General features: G+C 64.3%; 18 protein-coding genes and 1 pseudogene. 9 read left to right on the top strand and 10 right to left on the bottom strand.

What is annotated here, in order from left to right:
* Nucleotides 1-774: a response regulator transcription factor gene (locus BBA01S_RS11115; RefSeq protein WP_052391726.1), complete on the bottom strand. Its 774-nt coding sequence runs from the start codon at nucleotides 772-774 to the stop codon at nucleotides 1-3.
* Nucleotides 775-1273: 499 nt separating this feature from the next.
* On the opposite strand from BBA01S_RS11115, the gene BBA01S_RS11120 reads away from it, so the two are divergent.
* Complete coding sequence (locus tag BBA01S_RS11120) at nucleotides 1274-2182, top strand: LysR substrate-binding domain-containing protein (RefSeq protein WP_027816504.1); 909 nt, start codon at nucleotides 1274-1276, stop codon at nucleotides 2180-2182.
* A gap of 111 nt (nucleotides 2183-2293) precedes the next feature.
* On the opposite strand, the gene BBA01S_RS40885 is transcribed toward BBA01S_RS11120, so the two are convergent.
* The 4 genes from BBA01S_RS40885 to BBA01S_RS11140 form a co-directional block, all read right to left on the bottom strand.
* Nucleotides 2294-3700 (bottom strand): MFS transporter, encoded by a 1407-nt coding sequence (locus BBA01S_RS40885; protein ID WP_042296718.1) that lies wholly within the window; start codon nucleotides 3698-3700, stop codon nucleotides 2294-2296.
* Between the two features lie 207 nt (nucleotides 3701-3907).
* A complete protein-coding gene (locus tag BBA01S_RS11130) occupies nucleotides 3908-5086 on the bottom strand; it encodes a CaiB/BaiF CoA transferase family protein (protein WP_027816505.1) in 1179 nt (392 codons plus the stop codon).
* A gap of 19 nt (nucleotides 5087-5105) precedes the next feature.
* Nucleotides 5106-6266 (bottom strand): acyl-CoA dehydrogenase family protein, encoded by a 1161-nt coding sequence (locus BBA01S_RS11135; RefSeq protein ID WP_027816506.1) that lies wholly within the window; start codon nucleotides 6264-6266, stop codon nucleotides 5106-5108.
* A 53-nt stretch (nucleotides 6267-6319) separates the two neighbouring features.
* Complete coding sequence (locus BBA01S_RS11140; RefSeq protein ID WP_027816507.1) at nucleotides 6320-7162, bottom strand: FAS1-like dehydratase domain-containing protein; 843 nt, start codon at nucleotides 7160-7162, stop codon at nucleotides 6320-6322.
* Nucleotides 7163-7319: 157 nt separating this feature from the next.
* Between BBA01S_RS11140 and BBA01S_RS11145 the strand changes: the two genes are divergently transcribed.
* Nucleotides 7320-8264 (top strand): LysR substrate-binding domain-containing protein, encoded by a 945-nt coding sequence (locus BBA01S_RS11145; RefSeq protein WP_027816508.1) that lies wholly within the window; start codon nucleotides 7320-7322, stop codon nucleotides 8262-8264.
* A gap of 87 nt (nucleotides 8265-8351) precedes the next feature.
* Here BBA01S_RS11145 and BBA01S_RS11150 read toward each other — a convergent pair whose 3' ends face one another.
* Nucleotides 8352-8801 (bottom strand): PRC-barrel domain-containing protein, encoded by a 450-nt coding sequence (locus BBA01S_RS11150; protein ID WP_027816509.1) that lies wholly within the window; start codon nucleotides 8799-8801, stop codon nucleotides 8352-8354.
* Nucleotides 8802-8987: 186 nt separating this feature from the next.
* Complete coding sequence (locus tag BBA01S_RS11155; protein ID WP_027816510.1) at nucleotides 8988-10016, bottom strand: glycosyltransferase family 2 protein; 1029 nt, start codon at nucleotides 10014-10016, stop codon at nucleotides 8988-8990.
* Between the two features lie 362 nt (nucleotides 10017-10378).
* Here BBA01S_RS11155 and BBA01S_RS11160 point away from each other — a divergent pair, with 362 nt between their 5' ends.
* From BBA01S_RS11160 to BBA01S_RS11175, 4 genes and pseudogenes are all read left to right on the top strand, one after another.
* Complete coding sequence (locus tag BBA01S_RS11160; protein ID WP_027816511.1) at nucleotides 10379-11485, top strand: aromatic acid exporter family protein; 1107 nt, start codon at nucleotides 10379-10381, stop codon at nucleotides 11483-11485.
* 185 nt (nucleotides 11486-11670) lie between these two features.
* Nucleotides 11671-12816, top strand: a pseudogene (locus BBA01S_RS40890) (cysteine desulfurase family protein); the annotation flags it as partial.
* A 131-nt stretch (nucleotides 12817-12947) separates the two neighbouring features.
* Nucleotides 12948-13904, top strand: a complete 957-nt coding sequence (locus BBA01S_RS11170; RefSeq protein WP_027816512.1) for an ROK family protein — start codon at nucleotides 12948-12950, stop codon at nucleotides 13902-13904.
* Between the two features lie 24 nt (nucleotides 13905-13928).
* Nucleotides 13929-14654, top strand: coding sequence for a copper homeostasis protein CutC (locus tag BBA01S_RS11175; RefSeq protein ID WP_027816513.1), 726 nt, complete (start codon nucleotides 13929-13931; stop codon nucleotides 14652-14654).
* Between the two features lie 24 nt (nucleotides 14655-14678).
* Here the strand turns inward: BBA01S_RS11175 and BBA01S_RS11180 are convergent, their stop codons facing one another.
* Together BBA01S_RS11180 and BBA01S_RS11185 are read right to left on the bottom strand one after the other, a co-directional pair.
* Entirely contained in the window at nucleotides 14679-15344 is a 666-nt protein-coding gene (locus BBA01S_RS11180; protein WP_027816514.1) for a DUF2278 family protein, read from the bottom strand.
* A 118-nt stretch (nucleotides 15345-15462) separates the two neighbouring features.
* A complete protein-coding gene (locus BBA01S_RS11185; protein WP_027816515.1) occupies nucleotides 15463-15972 on the bottom strand; it encodes a DUF1697 domain-containing protein in 510 nt (169 codons plus the stop codon).
* Nucleotides 15973-16118: 146 nt separating this feature from the next.
* Between BBA01S_RS11185 and BBA01S_RS11190 the strand changes: the two genes are divergently transcribed.
* The 3 genes from BBA01S_RS11190 to BBA01S_RS11200 all read left to right on the top strand — a co-directional run bounded on the left by BBA01S_RS11190 (nucleotide 16119) and on the right by BBA01S_RS11200 (nucleotide 17829).
* Complete coding sequence (locus tag BBA01S_RS11190) at nucleotides 16119-16619, top strand: flavodoxin family protein (protein ID WP_027816516.1); 501 nt, start codon at nucleotides 16119-16121, stop codon at nucleotides 16617-16619.
* Between the two features lie 136 nt (nucleotides 16620-16755).
* Nucleotides 16756-16974, top strand: coding sequence for a hypothetical protein (locus tag BBA01S_RS11195; protein WP_027816517.1), 219 nt, complete (start codon nucleotides 16756-16758; stop codon nucleotides 16972-16974).
* Nucleotides 16975-17076: 102 nt separating this feature from the next.
* On the top strand, nucleotides 17077-17829 hold the full coding sequence (locus BBA01S_RS11200; protein ID WP_042296721.1) for a peptidoglycan DD-metalloendopeptidase family protein: 753 nt from the start codon (nucleotides 17077-17079) through the stop codon (nucleotides 17827-17829).
* Nucleotides 17830-17880: 51 nt separating this feature from the next.
* On the opposite strand, the gene BBA01S_RS11205 is transcribed toward BBA01S_RS11200, so the two are convergent.
* Nucleotides 17881-19362: a sensor domain-containing diguanylate cyclase gene (locus tag BBA01S_RS11205; protein ID WP_027816519.1), complete on the bottom strand. Its 1482-nt coding sequence runs from the start codon at nucleotides 19360-19362 to the stop codon at nucleotides 17881-17883.
* Nucleotides 19363-19609 lie beyond the last annotated feature (247 nt).

The following is a 19609-nucleotide window of genomic DNA, read 5'->3' on the forward strand; positions in this document are numbered from 1 at the left end:
TTATGACGCGTCCAGCACGCATTCGAGCCGGTAACCGTAGCCATGCACTGAGGTGACGACGTAGCCGTTGCCCGGGTTCAATTTCAGCTTCGAGCGCAGCCAGCAGATGTGTGTATCCACGGTGCGCGAGGACACGCCGAAAGACTGGTGCCACACCGATTCGAAAATCTGCGCGCGCGACAGCGGCGCATCCTGATGGCGAAACAGCAGCCTGGCCAGGTCGAACTCGCGCTGCGTGAGCGTGACCGCACTGCCATGCAGCGTGACAACGCCGCGGCCCGCATCGAACTCGTAGGCTCCGTAGCGTTCAAGCTGGATCGGCCTGGGACGATGCGAGCGACGCAACAGCGAGCCGATGCGCGCGACCAGCACCTCGGACGATCGCGAGCGCAAGACGAAATCGTCAGCGCCGGCGTTGAGCGCCATGGATTCGGTATCTGCTTCGCCCGGCTCGCCGACGATCAATACCGGTAGTTCAGGCGCGACGTGTCCGCGCATCCAGTTCAGCGCTTCGATGCCGTAGCCGTCGCGCTCGAACCCGGTCACGATGAGCAGGTCGAGCGCGCCACGTTGCAGCATCGCTGCGAGTTCATCGATAGTCCTGATTTCGATGCAGGTATAAGCGGCGCTCGTGAGCACGTCACGCAGGAAATCGCCATGCAGCCCGGCACGTTCGAACAGGCCAATGTGCGTGGCGGGGCGATCGGCGAACGCACTCATATCGAGACGCGTGGCGAGATGAAGCCTCGATGGTTTCGATTCGTTGATTTCCATGGGTCGAGCCTTTCAGGAAGCTAATCGAAAGAATGGTTTTTTTATAGTCCGACCATTCATGTGCTTTACGTTTTTTCTGATTTGAATGCGAATAAATCGCAAATGAAATAGTTGAGAAACTGGCATGCCGATCGATGAGTTTTTTCTAATCAGGCATTCAAGACGGCACATTAGCGAGCCGAAATCCTGCAAACAATCGGAGAAATGTTAATAAGCTATAGAGCCGGCAAGAACGCTTCGCCGCTGGCGCCGTGCGGACTTTGCTATGAACTGCTGAGAACACGGGAGCGCCAATCGGGATCGTCAATTGAGGAGTCGCGTAACAAAGCCTTCTAATTGCCATAGGCATTGAAAAGAACCGTCTTTATCCGTCAGAGCGAGAATCATGGCCAGGCAGGGCGGTTTCGCATAATTCTTCTTTGTCGATGGGCTATTCAATTCCGATATACAGCGCCTGTTCGTTCTGGAAGACATCCATCGGGGACGGCGTCCCAACGCTATGACCAGACCGCTCAACTTTCCGCAGCTCCAGGCGTTTCGCGCGGTCATGCAAACGGGCACGACCATCGGCGCGGCGGCCATGCTGAACACGACCCAGCCGTCGATCAGCCGACGGCTTGCGGAACTGCAGAACTTCTCCGGCCTCAACCTGCTCGAAAAACACCAGGGCCGCTTGCGGCCGACGCGCGAAGGCATGCTCCTTTATCGCACCATCCAGAAGCATTTCGAAGGGCTTGAGCAGATTGAAACCGTCATTGCGATGTTGCGTCGCTCGGGAGCGGGGACGTTGCGTATCGGCTGCACGCCGGTGCTGGCGCTGGGCGTGCTGCCCGACGTCGTCGAAGTTTTTTGCGAGCGATTTGCCGACGCGCACCTCATCATCAATACGCACGCAACGCCGCGCCTGATGGAATTGCTGCGTCAGGAGCTGTTCGATTTCATTCTCACGACCGGCACGCTCGTGGAGGGCGATTTCGACGTCATGGCGATGAAGACCCTGCCGGCTGTCTGCGTGTTGCCGCATGGCCATCGTCTTGCAAACGAAGCCGTCGTGGATATCGGGATGCTGCGCGGCGAGCGGCTGATATCGCTGGCAAGCAGCGATGCGATCACGCTCACTCTCAAGGCGCTGCTGGAGGCAAACGGAATCGAAACGGGTTTCGCGATCGAAACATCGTCGTCGATCACGGTCTGCGCGATGGTGGCGAGCGGCAACGGCGTAGGCGTGGTCACGCCGTTCGTCGCCGGCACGTTCGCCCAAAAGGTGCTCATCAAGCCGTTCGTGCCGGCGGTCAGTGTGACGGTGAGTCTTGCGACGTCGTCGCAGAGTGCGCCGTCGCTGCTGGCGGGCCACTTCGTCAAGGTGCTGGAGGCGCAGTTGCAGAAGCTGCCGCCCACGCTCGCATGAGCACGCGAGGCGCTATAAACAGCGCGCTATAAATGAAAAATGCCGCTTCGTCGAAACGAAGCGGCATTCCTTCGGACACGCGCGTCGAGCGATGCGCTACACGCTACGCGCTCAAGGCGCCTTCGCTCCACCGGCGACCGTAACACCGGTTGCTCCGCTTGCGAAGGCTTCGGCATCGGCTTCGGGCTGGATATCTTCCAGCGCCGCGCGACTGGTTTCCACCCGCAGCGCGAGAATCGCCACGCACAGCGCCGCGAGCACCACGCTCACCATGGCGATCACGCCCGACACGCCAAAGCGCTCATACAGCATCAGCGCGAGCCAGGGGGTGACGATCGACGAAGCGCGTCCGCAGGTGCCCGCTACGCCCGTGCCGCGCAGGCGCACTTCGGTCGGGAACAGCTCGGGGATATAGCCGAACAGGCCGAGCGTGCAGATCGTGTAGATCGCACTCACGAGGCAGAAGCCCACCAGCATGATGGCGGCCGGCTCGCGCAGCGTCACGTAGATCCAGCCCAGCACGACGCTCACGACCGACGCAATCAGGATCCCGCGCGCGCGCCCGACGCGGTCTGCGATCGCATAGCCGATCAAGCCGCCCACCGGCGAGCCCACCGACATCACGAACACAAAGCCCAGCGACTTCACGATCGACAGCCCTTGCGCGACGAAGAAGGTCGGCAGCCACGCGATAAAGCCATAGAGGCCCACGTTCACGCCAATGGCCGTGATCGCGGCCACAAACGTGCGGCTGCGCATGCCGCGCACGAACAGCGCGCTGATCGGCACCTTGCCCTTATGGAGGTCGACGGCGCGCTGCACGGGCGGCAATTCGCCGACCTGTGCGCTTACTTCGCGCTCGATGGCCGCGAGCGTCGCTTCGGCTTCATCCAGGCGGCCGACCGATTCGAGCCAGCGCGGCGACTCCGGCATGCGATGGCGCAGGAACCACACCACGAGCGCGCCCACGCCCGCTACCGCGAACATATAGCGCCAGCCCAGATGCGGAATGATCCAGTAGCCCGCCGCGAGCGCCGCAAAGAGGCCGCTATTGGTGATGATCGCCAGCAGCGACACCCATTTGCCGCGCGTGGCGGGCGGCACGAATTCCGCGAGCGTGCCCGCCGCGACGACGAGTTCGGCGCCCAGTCCCAGGCCCATGATGAAGCGCAGCGCGATGAGCCATTCGATATTGGGCGCGAAGCACGCGGCAATCGAGGCGAGGCCGAACACTGCGAGATTGAGCTGATACGAATAGCGCCGCCCCAGCCGGTCGCCGAGCCAGCCCGCGATAAACGCGCCCAGCATCATGCCGACAAAGGTGGACGAGACGAACATCGCGCCATGATGCAGGTCGGTGAAGCCTTCCTTGACCATCGAGGCGACCGAGCCGTTGGCAAGATAGATGTCGAAGGCGTCGAGAAACGCGCCGCCCGCAATGAGGCCGAGTATCTTCCAATGAAACCGCGAAATGGGTAACCGGTCGAGGCGACCGGCGGCATTGACCGAGTGCTGCATGAAGGTGTCTCCTTTGTGATGCCGCCTGCGCGCCCGGAAAGAGCGCGCAGGTGCCTGCTACGTTGCGGCCGCGAATGTGTTTTTGCTTCTGTGCGCGGCTCGGGTTCGGCGATGACGGCTTTCTGTTGCGTATTCTTTTACGTCTTGTTTGCAGCGTGGTTTGCAGCGCGGGTTGCAGCGCTATTTACAGCGGTTTCTATTGCGTGTTCAGACTGCGCCTGCTTCGTGCAATGCGCGAATGTGCGCCTCGTCGTAGCCGAGTTCCTTGAGGATCGCATCGGTGTGTTCGCCAAGCGCGGGGACAGGATCCATACGCGGATCGTCGGCTTGCGTCATGCCGGGTGGCAACAGCGCCGGAATCTTACCCGCAGGCGTGCCAACTTGCGTCCAGCGCTGCCGCGCCGCGAGTTGTTCGTGCGCCCATACGGCCTGCATGTCGTTGATATGCGCGTTGGCGATCTTCGCGGCTTCCAGCCGCTCGACCACGTCATGCGCCGTAAGACGCGCGAACTCGTCCTCGATCAGCTTGCCTAGCGCTTCGCGATGCGCGACGCGGCGGCTATTGGTGCTGAAGCGTTCGTCGGCGGCCAGTTCGGGCTGGCGCAGCACGGTGTCGCAGAACTGCTTCCATTCGCGCTCGTTCTGCAGGCCGAGCATCACCGACTTGCCGTCGCCCGCCTTGAACGGCCCATATGGATAGATCGTCGCGTGCGCCGCGCCGTTGGGTTGCGGCGGCGTCTGGCCGTCGAACGCGTAGTAGAGCGGAAAGCTCATCCACTCGACCATGCTTTCGAGCATCGACACGTCGATGCACTTGCCGCGACCGGTCTTGCCGCGTTCGATCAGCGCCGCAAGAATGCTCGAATAGGCGTACATGCCCGCCGAAATGTCGGCGATGGAACAGCCGGCCTTGGCGGGCTCATCTGGCGTGCCGGTGACGCTCAGGAAGCCCGATTCGCTCTGGATCAGCAGGTCATAGGCTTTCTTGTCGCGATACGGGCCGTCGCTGCCATAGCCCGAAATATCGCAGACGATCAGGCGCGGATAGCGTTCGCGCAGTGCCTCGTAGTCCAGCCCGAGACGCTGCGTCGCGCCAGGCGCGAGGTTCTGCACGAACACGTCGGCGTCGGCGAGCAGGCTGTGCACGATCTCCTGCGCCTCGCCGCGCTTCACGTCGAGCGTGAGACTTTCCTTCGAGCGGTTCGTCCAGACGAAATGCGAGGCGAGCCCGTGCACGCGCTCGTCGTAACCGCGCGCGAAATCGCCTACGCCGGGACGCTCGATCTTGATGACGCGCGCGCCCAGATCGGCGAGCTGGCGCGTGCAGAACGGCGCCGCGATCGCGTGTTCGAACGTGATGACCTTGATGCCTTCGAGAGGGCGCATGAGTGTCTCCTCGAAACGGTCAGAACGAACGCGGCAGGCCGAGCATGTGTTCGGCGACGTACGAAAGAATCAGGTTGGTCGAGATCGGCGCGACCTGATAAAGACGCGTCTCGCGGAACTTGCGCTCCACGTCGTATTCGCACGCGAAACCAAAGCCGCCGTGGAACTGCAGGCACGCATTCGCGGCTTCCCATGAAGCGTCGGCGGCCAGCATCTTCGCCATATTGGCCTGCGCGCCGCAAGCCTCGTGGGCGTCGAAGCGGCGCGCGGCGTCGAAGCGCATCAGGTTGGCGGCTTCGATGTTGACGAACGCGCGCGCGATCGGGAACTGCACGCCCTGGTTCTGGCCGATCGGGCGGCCAAATACCTGGCGATCCTTCACATATTTCGTCACGCGGTCGATGAACCAGTAACCGTCGCCGATGCATTCGGCGGCGATCAGCGTGCGCTCGGCGTTCAGGCCGTCGAGAATATATTTGAAGCCCTTGCCTTCCTCGCCGATCAGGTTTTCCGCCGGGATTTCGAGGTTGTCGAAGAACAGCTCATTGGTCTCGTGATTGACCATGTTGAGGATCGGCTGAACCGTGAGCCCCTTGCCGATGGCGTCGCGCAGGTCGACGAGGAAAATCGACATGCCTTCGCTTTTCTTCGTCACGTCCGAAAGCGGCGTGGTGCGCGCAAGCAGGATCATCAGGTCTGAGTGCTGCACGCGCGAGATCCACACCTTCTGGCCGTTGATCACGTAGCGGTCGCCTTTGCGCACGGCCGTGGTCTTGATCTTCGTGGTGTCGGTGCCGGTGGTCGGCTCGGTCACCCCCATCGACTGCAGGCGCAACTCGCCCGACGCGATCTTCGGCAAATAGTGGCGCTTCTGCGCCTCCGAACCGTGACGCAGCAGCGTGCCCATGTTGTACATCTGGCCGTGGCACGCGCCGGAATTGCCGCCGCTGCGGTTGATCTCCTCCATGATGATCGAGGCTTCGGTGAGGCCCAGGCCCGAGCCGCCGTATTCCTGCGGAATCAGCGCGGCGAGCCAGCCTGCCTGCGTGAGCGCGTCGACGAATGCTTCGGGGTAGCCGCGCGTCTCGTCGATCTTGCGGAAATACTCGTCCGGAAACTGGCTGCACAGATCGCGCACGGCGTCGCGGATATCCTGGTATTGATCGTTCGTTTCGGTCATTGCGGGTGTTCCGTCCAGATGCTTTGAAGATTCGGTGAAGACTTGCGAGGGATTCAGGCCAGCACGGCTTGCGCCGACATCGTCAGCCAGCCTTCGTGATCCTGGGCCCAGAGTTCGATGTGTTTGCCGTCGTCGCTGCGGCGGCCGCACACGCTGAAGCCGTGGCCGAGAAAGGTCGGCCGCACGGCCTTGAAGCGGTATTCGCGCACCACGGCGCCGGGCAGGGCGCGCGCGAGCGAATCGAGCAGCAAGGTGGCGATCAGCGGGCCATGCACGACCAGGTCGGGATAGCCTTCGGCGTTGCGCGCGTAATCGCGGTCGTAGTGAATGCGATGGCCGTTGAAGGTCAGCGCCGAATAGCGGAACAGCAGGACTTCACTGGGCGTGATCGCGCGGCGCCAGTCGGCGTCGGCCGGCGCCGGTACGGGCTTCGCCTGGGCCTGGCCGCCCTGGCCAGGTTGCGCGGCCTCGCGATACACGATGTCCTGTTCCTCGCGGATCGCGGTCACGCCGTCGGCCTTGATTTCGTGCTCGACGGTCACGAACGCCAGGCGGCCGCTGCGGCCCTCCTTGTGCTCGATCGACAGCACGCGCGAGACGCGTTCGGCCTGTGCACCGATCGTCAGCGGCGCGTTGAACGTGATGCGCCCGCCCGCCGCCATGCGGCGCGGCAGGCCCAGGTCGGGCAGAAAGCCGCCTTTTTGCGGATGACCGTCGGGGCCAAGATCGGCTTGCGGCGCGGTTGACCAGAAGTAGAGCCAGTGCCAGAGCGGCGGGAGGGCGTCGCCTTTGCCCGGCGCGCTGCTGCAATCGAGCGTGGCGGCCAGGGCGGCGGCGGGAGCAGGGGAAATGGTGTCGCTGACGGACAGGGCCGACTCGGTCGTGGATGTTTGCATAGCCGTCTCCTGCGCCCTTGAGGCGGCGCATCGAATAGTTCGAATGGTTCGAATCTGAATGAGGCGACTGTATGCGAATGCTCCGGCACGCGGAAATATGGATTGAATGTGCCGGTCATAAGGGTATCCTATGACCCTCGCATCGAGAGCCGGGCCCATGGACGTTCGTCAGCTTCGTTATTTCGTCAACATCGTCGACTACGGCAGCCTTGGCAAGGCCGCGGAAAAGCTCTTCGTGGCGCAGCCGTCGCTGAGCCAGCAGGTCGCCAAACTGGAGGACGACCTGGGCGTGCCGCTGCTCGTGCGCAGCCCGCAGGGCGTGAAGCCTACGGCGGCCGGGCAGGCGTTGTATCGCCACGCGCGGCTCGTGCTGCACCAGATGGAGCAGTTGCGCCAGGAAGTGCGTGAGGGCGTGGGCGCGGAATCGGGCACGGTCGCCATCGGGCTGCCGACGACGATGGCGTCGGTGCTCGCCATGCCGGTGTTCAGGCGCGTGCGCGAGCGCTTTCCCGGCATTCGCCTGCAATTCTTCGAAAGCATGAGCGGCTACCTGAACGAGTTGCTCGCGAACGGCCGGCTCGACCTGGCCATTCTGTTTCGCGATACGGCGACGCCTGGCATCTCGGCGTTGCCGGTGCTGGACGAAGAACTGTATTTGATGGGCGAGCCGGGCGTGCCTGCGCGTGCGCGCACCTGCACGCTCGCGTCGCTCGCCGACGTGCCGATGGTCGCGCCCGGCGTGTCGAACGGCTTGCGGCTGCTGCTGGAGCGTACCTTCGCGCGCGAACAGGTGCCGCTGAACATCATCGCCGATATCGATTCGCTGCCGATGCTGCTGTCGGCGGCGCAATCGGGCGCGGCGTGCACGATCCTGCCGTCGTCGGCGCTAGCTTTGCGCGCGAGCGCGGAACGGCCTAAAACGCGGCGTATCGTCGATCCGGTGATCCGGCGGCCGGCGAGCATCTGCTGGCCGAATGCGTTGCCAGTGAGTTCGGCTTCGCTGGCGGTGCGGCGCACGATCTGCGACCTGATCGAGGAGCTGTCCGCGACGGGCGTATGGACGGGGATCGAACTGCGCGAGGAGGGAATTGCGGCGGGGTGAGGTGACGTGATGTGATGCGGGGTGAAGCGGGGTGAAGTGAGTGAAGCGTTGCGCCCGAGCGAGCGCAACGCTTCATGAACAGCAGGCTTACTGCGCGGGCTTCGTGTTGCTGTCGACGCGCTTGGGCTTGGGCGGCGAATCGATCTTCGCGTACTGGAACGCCGGCGTGGCCTTGAGCGCTTCCTTGGTGGCGCCCGGCAGGTACAGATTGCCGTTGCGTACGTCGAGCGCCGCGATCGGCACGGCGACATCATGCACGCCGACGCCGAGGAAACCGCCCGCCGAGACAATCGCCGCCGACACCGAACCGTCCGGCGCGACGATCAGGTCGCGCACCGTGCCGATCTTCGCGTTGTCGTCGTTATAGACGGCCTTGCCGAGCACGCTCTTCTTCACGCTCCAGCCTTCGAGCAGCGCCTGCGATTGCTCGACCGTCACGCTCAGCGGTTGTGCGCCCGCGACCTGGGCTTGCGCGCTCGCGCTGGCTACACCTGCGGCGATAACAGCGGCCGCCAACATCGTCATGCGAAAAGACATTTATCGTGCTCCTGGTTTTAGTCCTGATCCGATCAGGGTGGCGCCGGGTTCAGACGCGGCCGCGATCAAGACATCGGATCGACATACTAGCGGGAATGCACGAAAGCTGCGCTTAAGCTGAATGCCGCACCGTGATTCGATCAAATGTACGCTCGAATGTCGCGGAACCGAAGCACTGCCAGCGCATCACGGAATGCGGGTGCGCGTGACATCGACGACCTGTTCCTCGCCGTCGAACAGGGGGACAGGCAAGGGCGCGGGCCGTCGCGCGAGCCATGCGCCTTTCCAGATCATCAGCAGGTGATAGTAGAGCCGCATGCTCAAGCCGAACCGGTACGCATACAGATGCGTCAGCGCGAGATTGAGACCGGCGCGCGCCTGGCGGTTGCGCGCGAGCAGCGAAACCACGATAGGCGCGAGACGGCGCAGGGCGAGTCGCCGCGCCGGTTCGAGTTCGGGCGGCAAGGCCAGCGCTTCGAGAAAATGCCAGGCGGCGAGCGACGAAGCGCTGGGCGTCTGACGTGTTGCCGCTGACACTGAGAACTCGGTCTTGCGATAACACGAGACATAGTCGTCGACAAAACAGACGCCGCGCGCGGCCAGACATAGACGCACGCCAAAGACGAAATCGCAGCACACCGCGAATTGCTGGTTGTCGCCGTCGCCGTAGCCGACGCGCTTGACGAGCGCGGCGTCCGCAAGCCAGCCGTTGTTCGGAAACATCTGCACGATGCCCGTGCGTCCCGCGAGCGGCTGCACGCCAGCGGCTTGCGGCGTGCGGTGATACGCGTGATTCATGCGCCGGCTCGACGCGTAATCGATGCGGCCATCCGCATCGGTTTCATATTGATTGCCGAACGCGACTTCGATGCCGGGATGCAGCGTCCATTGCGCCAGCAGCCGCTCGATACAGTGGTCGAGCAGAAAATCGTCGTCGTGGATCAACAGGATCTTGTCGCCCGTCGCGCGCTCGAACAGGCTCGCGACATTGCGCGCCTGGCCGAGCGCGGGCACATTGCGCCGGTACACAATGCGTGCATCGCCCGCGAAGCGCCGGGCGATCAATTGCCCGGTGTGGGTGTCGGGCGAATCGTCGCCGATCACGATTTCAATATTCAAATGCGTCTGCGCAAGACACGACTCAATGCAGCGGATCAGCAGATCCGGGCGATCGCACGTGGGCAGACAGATAGAGACGCGCGTTGTTATCGTCATGGGCCTACCCCAACTCAAAATTGCCTGATAAAGGTTCGCAAAAGCAGTTCGCATTGCGAACGTCAAACAGTTGGCATGACGGTAAGGGATAAAAACTCGAAAGAAATTGAAAATAAATCGCAAGCTATTCGAATGCGGGAAAACGCTGATTTAAAAGGAATTTAAACCGAATCGTCTGACAATTTAAAGAGTAAGTAGATGTTTCAATGCTGACACGCACCTTGCCATTTACTAACAATGAATCGCGTTTAAGGCTGCGCAAAACTGCACGCAAGTTCGCAGGAACGTTTGCGGGTCGATTAGCATGTCGGTTTTAAAGCACGGCCTTGCCACGCCAGTGCCGGATGACTCCGTTTGCCGCCATGACGCCCAACTCCTACGTTCATAAACCGCTCACGCCATTTCGCCGCGCGCTCGCGCGTTTCTCCCTGTCCGAAATGGCGAAATACACCAAGCTCACGCTCGGCATGTGGATCGGTTTCGCGATTCCTTATCACTACGGCTATCCCGATGCCGCCGTCGCGCTGGCCGGTTCGACCATGCTCACGCTGGCGCTGGGGAGTTCGATTTCCGCCGCGCGCGGCTATTTCTATAAGCGCGTCACCTCGAACCTGGTGGCCATGCCCATCGGCACATTGCTGATCTGGCTGACCGCGCCGCATCTCTGGCTCGGCGTATTGCTGCTGCCGATCGTGATTTTCGCGATCGTGCGCGTGAGGCCGTCGGTGTTCCAGATGACCAGCATCACCGTGCCGATGACGCTCGTGCTCTATACCGGCGAACATATTCCGCTGCTGGAGCAGCGGTTGATCGGCGTGGTGCTGGGCATGCTGCTCGGCTTCATCATCCAGCAGATCGTGTTTCCGCCCGATCACGGCTACTGGGCCAATACGCTCGTCAACGAAGGCAATGAGCGCGCGCTCGCGCTGCTCGACGGGATTGCCAGCGGCACGCTCGACCGCTCGCAGTTGCGCACGGCCACGGCCGCGCTGCGCAAATCGAGCAGCAACCTGAAAGAAGCGCACGACCTGCTCAAGGCCGATCTCGCTCAATCGTGGGTCTCGCCGCATCTGCAACGCAATCGTGCGCGCACGCCGCTGTTCTGGTGCTATCACGAACTGTTCGATTCGGTGGTCAACTTCCTGGAGACCTTCGATACCTTCAACGCGCAATTCGAGACCTTGAATGCGCAATGGAAAGCGGATTTCCGCCAGGGACTCGGGCGCCTCGTCGAAGCGCATCGCCAGCTTGCGGAAGTCGCCGATCTGCGCGTCGAGCGCCCCGGCCTGACGATGCGGCCGCTGCCGATGTCGTCGCTTCATGCGCTGGTCGAAGCCCTGCCTGCGGCGGGCGTCTACACGAGCGTTTATCTGGGCCACCTGACCGGCTACGGCATCCTGCTGTCGCGCCTGAACACGATGCATACGGAACACCTGGGCGAAGCTGCACAGCAGGCAGCGACGTCATAACGGGTACGCCGCAGCAGCCGTTTTTTCGCTGTAGCGTGGCGAAGAGAAAATAATTCTTCGCCAGTGCGAAAGCGGCCCCTAATTTGGAACCACTTTCTACAAGGTGCCACGTAGCATAGATCCCCATTCCAGACGTAATTTCAAGACGCATTCAGACGCAATCCAGACGAATACGGGCAAACAGAATGGGCGACAACCTGCATTACTTCGACTACGCGGCGACGACGCCGGCCGACCCGCGCGTGATCGCGGCCATGTGCGAGTGCCTCGGCATGGACGGCGCGTTCGGCAATCCGGCCTCCAGCTCGCACGCGGCGGGCGTGAAGGCGCGCGCGCTCGTGGAGCAGGGCCGTGCGCAGGTCGCGGCGCTGATCGGCGCATCGGCCGACGAGATCGTCTGGACGTCGGGCGCCACCGAATCGAACAATCTCGCCCTCAAGGGGTTCGCCGAAACGGCCACGCGCCGCCATCTCGTCACGAGTTGCCTCGAACACAAGGCGATTCTCGACACCATGGCGAGCCTCGAACAGCGTGGCATGCAGGCGAGCTATCTGCGCCCGGACGCCGACGGCAATATCACCGCCGCTGCCGTAAAGGCCGCTCTGCGCCCGGACACCGGCCTCGTTTCGCTGATGCTGGTGAACAACGAAATCGGCACGCTCACCGATATCGCGGCCATTGCGCCGCTGGTGCATGAAGCGGGCGCGCTGCTGCACGTGGACGCGGCGCAGGCGCTGGGCAAGACGCCGATCGACGTGAAGGCGATGGGCATCGACCTGCTGTCGATGTCGGCGCACAAGGTGTATGGGCCCAAGGGCATTGGCGCGCTCTACGTGAGCCGCGAAGCCGCTGCGCGCATCGCGCCGCAGATGCACGGCGGCGGCCACGAGCGCGGCCTGCGCTCGGGCACGCTGGCGACGCACCAGATCGTCGGCATGGGCACGGCCTGCGCGCTGGCGAAGGAACTGATGGACGCCGACACGCAGCGCATCGCGCAGCTTGCGCAGCAGTTGCTCGACGGCGTGCGCGACCTGGAGATCGTCACGCAGAACGCGCGCAACGCGCGCCGCATCCCCCACACGCTGAGCCTCACCCTCGACTCGAACGGCTTCTTCCCGTTCATGCTGGCCGCCGACCTGGCCGTGTCGTCGACTTCGGCGTGTAACTCGGCTTCGGGCGCGCCTTCGCATGTGCTGAGCGCAATCGGCCTGAGCGCCGAAGCGGCCAGCCGCACGCTGCGCTTCAGCCTGGGCCGTTACACCACGGCGCAGGACGTCGATCACGCGATTGCTTGCATTCGCGCAGTGGTCGCGCAATGCGCGCCTCGCGCCACCGCGTAAGGACGCGTAGAGTACGGGGCGAGTCAGCGCCCGCGTAAATTGCCGCGCCGCCTGGAGGTCTTCCGGCGGCGCGTGCATTTTGCGCGGGCGCTTTGCTGTCCTTCGCGACCGATGAGCGCCCGATGCCCGACACCGTCACTTCCTCGAACGAAGCCCCCCTCTACGCCGCCGATATTGGCGGTTCCTTCATGCGCCTCGCGGCCTGTGCGCCCGACGGTTCGCTCACGCCACTCGCGAAGCAGCCGACGCCCGCGCGCGACTGGCCGCAATTCGCCGATGCGCTGGCCGCGATGCTCGCCGCGCACGCGCATCTCGACACCGTGCGCCAGCGCGCGCCGCTTGCGCTGTCCATCGCCGGGTTGATCGATCCGCTAGACGGCGTGGCGTTCTCCGCCAATCTTCCCTGCATCACGGGCCGCGCGCTGGCGAGCGAACTGGCAGCGCGTCTGGATCGCGCCGTGTACGCCGCCAATGACGCCGATTGCCTCGCGCTCGCCGAAGCCGTTTCAGGCGCGGGCGCGGGACATCGCGTGGTGTTCAGCGCGGTGCTGGGTACGGGCGTGGGCGGCGGCCTGGTCGCGGATGGCCGCTTGATCCGCGGCGCGGGCGGCGTGACGGGCGAGTGGGGCCACGGGCCGATCGTGAACACGCAATGTACGATCGACGGCGAAACGCTGGCGGTGCCGCGTTTTGCGTGCGGCTGCGGGCAAACCGGCTGCGTCGATACCATCGGCGGCGCACGCGGCATCGAACGCCTGCACGCGCACCTGCATGGCGCAACGAAAAGCAGTCATGCGATCCTCGAAGCGTGGCAGCAAGGCGATGCCGCCGCGACGCGCACGCTCGACGTCTGGCGCGAACTGGTTGCAGACCCGCTCGCGGCGGTCGTGAACGTCACGGGCGCTTCCGTGGTGACCGTGGGCGGCGGGCTTGCTTCGGCGGGCGCGCTGATCGAGAAGCTCGATCTGGCCGTACGCGCGCGCGTGCTGATCCGGCGCGAACAGCCGCTCGTCGTGCCGGGCCGTTATCGCGACGAGGGCGGCTTGACCGGCGCGGCGTGGCTCGCGCGGCAATCGTAAATACGCTGGAAAACGAGGATCAAAATGCCTGTATTGCTCGAAGTCTGCGTCGATAGCCCCGAGGGTCTCGAAGCCGCGATTGCTGGCGGCGCGGATCGCATCGAACTGTGTTCCGCGCTCGACCTGGGCGGCCTTACGCCCACGCCGGGGCTGATCGCGGCAGCCGCGCGCGCGCCGGTTCCGGTCTACGCGATGATCCGTCCGCACGCGCGCTCGTTTGCCTGGACGCCCGCCGACGCTACGGCGATGCAAGCCGAAATCGACGCCGTGCGCGCTGCGGGCCTCGCGGGCGTCGTGCTCGGCGCGGCGCTTCCCGATGGCGCGCTCGACGTGACGTTGCTGGGAACATTGCGGGCGCGCGCACTGGGACTTGGCGCGACGCTGCATCGCGTGTTCGACCTCGTGCCCGATCCGGCGGCCGCGCTCGAAGCAGCCGTCGCGCTGGGCTTCGAGCGCATCCTCACGTCAGGCGGCGCGGTACGCGCGGAAGACGGCCTCGCGCATCTCGTCGCACTGGAGCGCCAGGCGGCGGCCCGCATCGGCATCATGCCGGGAAGCGGGGTATCGGCGGCCAATGTTGCGCGCATCGTTCAAGCCGTTGGCGCGAGCGAGGTGCATGCGTCGTGCCGCGAAGCGTTCACGACGGATGACAGCAAAGGTGTCGAACTGGGTTTTTTCCCGGCACGCCAGGGCGCGACGAGCGCGAGCGCCGTGCAGGCGCTCAAACGCGCGCTCGCGAATATCGACTGAGCGCGCGTTGACTCGGCAGCGCGGTTACGAAATCGGCTTCGAATCCGCCGTGGGGTTGCCCAGATTGTCGGTGGGCACCCATTGCTGGTCGAACGCGGCGACATAAAGCGCCCATTGCGGCTCGCCCAGATCGACGAGCAGCGCGCCGTCCTGCCAGATGTCGTTGTGATCGTTGCTGTCGTCGCCGGGACGATGGATGAACGAGCCCTTCGACCCCTGGTTCATGTGGACGTCGTGCACGCCGTCGCCCTCGCTATAGAAGCGGCCGAACACGTAGACGTCGTTGCCCGCCTGCTGCGCGCGCTCCAGCAGACGCTTGAGCGTGGCGACGGGCTCGACGGTTTCGGTGCCGTCCATCACGTCGCTGTCGCGCCAGTTGCCGGTGTTGGCGAGAAAATCGCTGCGCTCGAAATCGATGGCGGGCAGCGCGCTCTGGCCTGTCAGATCCTGCGAGCCCGAAGCGGCCTCCTTCAGCGTCGCCAGCACCTCATGGCGGAAGTCGAACAGCAGCTTGTATTTGAGCAGGTCGTCCGCGTCGGTCGTGCCGACGTTCACCGCGACGTCCCATTGCGCGCCCGCAACCGAGACGCCGAAGTGCAGGTGGTACTGCACTTCATGAGGCCGCCGCATGGACTTGAGCTGCGGCGCGCTCACGATCTTGCCCTTCGCATAGCCGTAAGGAAGCGACATCTTTCACGTCTCCATTAGAGAAACGAGCCATCGTAGGCGCGTTGCGTGACAGTTATGCTGCGTGCGATGCGGCGCGGGTGAATCCACCTCGATCCGCCGCGATCTGCCTGGATCCGCATCATTCCGATGCCCATTGCGCGAGCGTGGCCACGGTGTTCATGTTGCGCGCCGTGCCGTCCTTGCCCGAGACAATCTTGAGCTTCGAGCGGCCGATGCCGTCGGGGTAATAGACGTAGATTTCGCGCTTGCCCAGCGCAAGCTGCTCGGTGCCGTGGCCGCTGAGCCTGTCGAGCGCATCGGCGGGCGGTGCGGCGTCCAGGAAGATCGCGACAGTGCGTTCGGGCGGCGCGTCGGCGAAGGGGTTATCGGCGAGTACCGCGGCCATTTCATCGGCGTTGCGCAGGAGTACGCCCACAGGTTTGCCTGCGTACTCTTCCAGGCTTTGTTCGAGCCGCTTTTTAACGCTTGCCGCCGCGAGCCGGCTTTCGAACACCACGTTGCCGCTCGCGATATAGGTGCGCACGTTCGTGAAGCCGAGCGCCTCGCACATCGCGCGCAGCTCGGGCATGGGCAGTTTGCCGGTGCCGCCAACATTCACGGCACGCAAGAGAGCGATATAGGTAGGCATGGGCGCATGGTACGCGATTGCATGAGCGGCTTGCAGAAGCGGCTTGCATGAGCGGCTTGCAGAAGCGGCTTGCACGAGCCGCGCGGTATCATCGCTGCGCGCGGCCTGCCAACCCGGCTTGCTGGCGGATCGATGAGCCTGTAACCATGAAGACGCTGCTGATCGTCTATCACACGATGACCGGAGGCACGCAGCAGATGGCCGAGGCCGCTGCCGCCGCGGCACGCGAGCAGGCCGACGAACATCAACTGGCCATCCGGCTGCAACGCGCCCACGAAACACAACCCGCCGACGTGCTTGTCGCGGACGGCTATCTCTTCGCCACGCCCGAAAACCTCGCGGCCATCTCCGGCCTCATGAAGGACTTCTTCGACCGCTGCTATTACGCGGCACTCGATCGCGTCAACGGCCGTCCTTACGCGGTCATGGTCTGCGCGGGCAGCGACGGCCAGAACGCCCTGCGCCAGATCGATCGCATCGCCACGGGCTGGCGGCTGAAGTCCGTCGCCGATGGCCTGATCGTCTGCACCCATGCACAGACGCCCGAGCGCATTCTCGCGCCCAAGACCATCGGCGCAGACGATCTTGCGCGTTGCGCGGAACTCGGCGCGGGCCTCGCGGCGGGGTTGGTGCTCGGCGTGTTCTGATCGGTTTTTAGGCAGTGTTGTAAAGCATTGTCAGGGGCGACGTGACATCGTCAACTCTGACGTCGTGCTGGCGTTTATGCGGAAGTCGGCCCATCGAAGAAGGGTCGGCTTCAACCTTCTAACGGCAGGAACCGCTATGAAACGCATTCTTTTCGCCAGCTTTGCCTTGTTCGCCTGCACGGCTGCGTTTGCGCAGGAAACCTCGGCGCCCACGCATCATCGTCATCACAGCGGCAAGCATCACCACACCGCTCGCACCACTCACCACGCCTACACGAAAGCCCAGCCGCAGCACAACAATGACTCTGTGGCCGACCGCGCCCAGCCGCTTGAGTCCGCCGACTTCAAGCCGTGATTTGCATGCGCGCCATCAAGGAGCGCGCCTGTTACCAGGATAGAAACTGGCGCGCTTCTTCCATAATGCCCGGCTCAATCAAGCATGCAGGATGACGAATTAATGAGATCGAGCACGAGTACGCGATGGGGCCTGGCGGCATGGGGAGGATTGCTCGTCGCGAGCGCGGCGCTGTCGGGGTGCGCGGCGTTCCAGGGCGACGCGGATACGACACTCTTCACGGCCAGTTGCAGCAACGCGGTCGCAGGCTATTACTGCGTGCAACCCGGCGATACGCTCAACAGCGTCGCCTATGGCTTCGGGCGCAAGCCGGAGGACATCGCGCACTGGAATGGTCTCGCAGCCGGTGCGACCTTGCAGGTGGCAAGACTGCTGCGCGTGGCGCCGCCGGACTGGAGTGCGTTGCAGCGCAACGCGCCGGGCGCTGCGTCTGCGTCGGGTGCACAGACGCAGGCGCAGGCGACGGCACACGCCGCGCCGTTTATCTGGCCCGTCAGCGGCATGGTGGTGCAGGAGTTTGGCGTGGACGGCTCGCGCGGCATCGAGATCGCCGGACGCGCGGGCATGCCGATCAAGGCTGTCGCGGCAGGGCGCGTGGTCTACGCGGGCAGCGGCATCAAGTCCTATGGCCTCATGGTCATCGTCAAGCACGACGACGGCTACGTCACCGCCTACGGCAACAACCGCAAGATCCTCGTGCGCGAAGGCGATGCGGTCACGCAGGGCATGACCATCGCCGAAATGGGCACGCGCAGCGGCGGCCAGGCGCTGCTGCAATTCGAAATGCGCGAGGGCACCCATGCGGTCGATCCGCTCGCGCATCTGCCGCCGGGATCGGGCCCGGTCGCGCAATAAAGCCCAGCGAAACCCAGCGGAGCTTTTCAGGCTCAAATGCGCTGGGCGTCGTCAGCCAGAAAGCGGCGACGCCAGCGACGCCCCATTCGCATGAGCGAAGGCGACGCGATTGCGGCCCGCGCGCTTGGCCGCATAGAGCGCCGTGTCGGCGGCTTCGATCAAGGCGGTCGGCGTGACCTCGATGTCCGCCAGGCCGCTCGTCGCGCAGCCTGCGCTGACCGTGATCTGGCCGCTGGCCGCAGGCGTGGGAATCATCAGCTCGACGACGGCCGCGCGTGCGCGTTCCGCGATGACGCCTGCTTCCGCCGCATCCGTATCCGGCAATACCAGCGTGAACTCCTCGCCGCCGTAGCGCGCGACGAAGTCGCCGGGGCGCAGCGCGCGTGCGAGCGCACCGGCCACGGCGGCGAGACAGGCATCGCCTTGCAGATGGCCGTAGGCGTCGTTGTAGCGCTTGAAGTGATCGACGTCGATCATCACCAGCGAGAGCGGCTGCGCGTTCTGGGCCGCGCGCTCGCAGGTCAGCAGGAACTGTGTGTCGAAGTAACTGCGGTTGTAGACGCGCGTGAGCGCATCGCGCGCCGAGGTACGCACGAGCGATGCGTGCACCTCCGCAAGCTGCCGGTAGAGCGCCGTGACTTCCCAGACCAGCACGCATACCAGCACGCCCGGCGCGAGCATGCTGAATATCCGCGCGACGTACCAGCCGAGCGTGAAGCGCTCGATGCTCAAGGTATTGAGCGCGGCATCGACGAACGACGCCAGCAGCGCCACCACGATCCACAAATCGAGCACGAGGCGCAGCCGCCCCTTGAGCAGCACCACGGCGATGGCGGCAACGTTGAGCGCGCAGATCGCGAGGCCCGCCAGGTTCGCGATCAGGTGCGCGCCCAGAGGGGAGCCTGGTGATGAGCCTGAAGATGAGCTTAGTGGCGTGGCCAGGCTGGACGGCTGCTGCAACAGCGGTGCGGCCGTGGATGCGCGCCATGGTTCGACCAGATCGATTTGCGTCACCAGCACGCCGAGCAGCGCAGCCACCGCAGCGGGGGCGGCGATCAGCAGCCAGCCGCGCGTCGCGCTCGCCCGGGGCGCGACGGTTGGCGCCGCGTCGGCGGCCGCGCGCGTGCGCACCAGTTCGGCGACGATCACCAGCAGCGGGAAGCCCGCGTGCCAGAAAATCCACATCCAGGCAGCGCTGTGCGGGCCAGCGCCCAGCAAACCGTTGCGCGTAAAAACGCCAGGAAACATCAGTAACTGCAGCGCGACGGCAATCGCCGTGAACGCATAGGCGCCGCCGAGCGCGCCCAGCATCGGCACGCGCGTGGCGGCGAAGCGCGCCCCGAGCAGAAATGCCGCAATACCCGACGTAGTGAACACAGTGAGCGCGCACATCGGCATGAACGGGGCGACAGCGGGCAGCGCCTCGTGCGCGCGCGGCGCGGCCAGTGCGAGCGTAAGCAGTATCGCGAGCGCGCAGGCACTGGCAATGAGCGCCTGCCTGCGTGTCGCCGGTGCGATCAGCAAGCCGTCCATGAGTAGCGTGCGTCCTGTTATGCGTCGTTGTCGTTGTGGGCAGGTGGCGATTCGTGTGCCGCCGCGCGTGGCCGTTCCGTCGTCATCAACCGCACGATGGATCGGCGTATTCAACGTATGCGAAGTATTCGACGTATTCGGTGTTTTCGACTTATCCGGCGTATTGTGCGCCGATTCCTGGCGCATAGGTGCGGCTGTGCCGTATGACCGCGACAGGCCCGCCGGACAGGCCGCTCGCGCGCGCCAC

Origin of the sequence: Paraburkholderia bannensis NBRC 103871 (genome assembly GCF_000685015.1) — a bacterium.
GTDB lineage: Bacteria > Pseudomonadota > Gammaproteobacteria > Burkholderiales > Burkholderiaceae > Paraburkholderia > Paraburkholderia bannensis.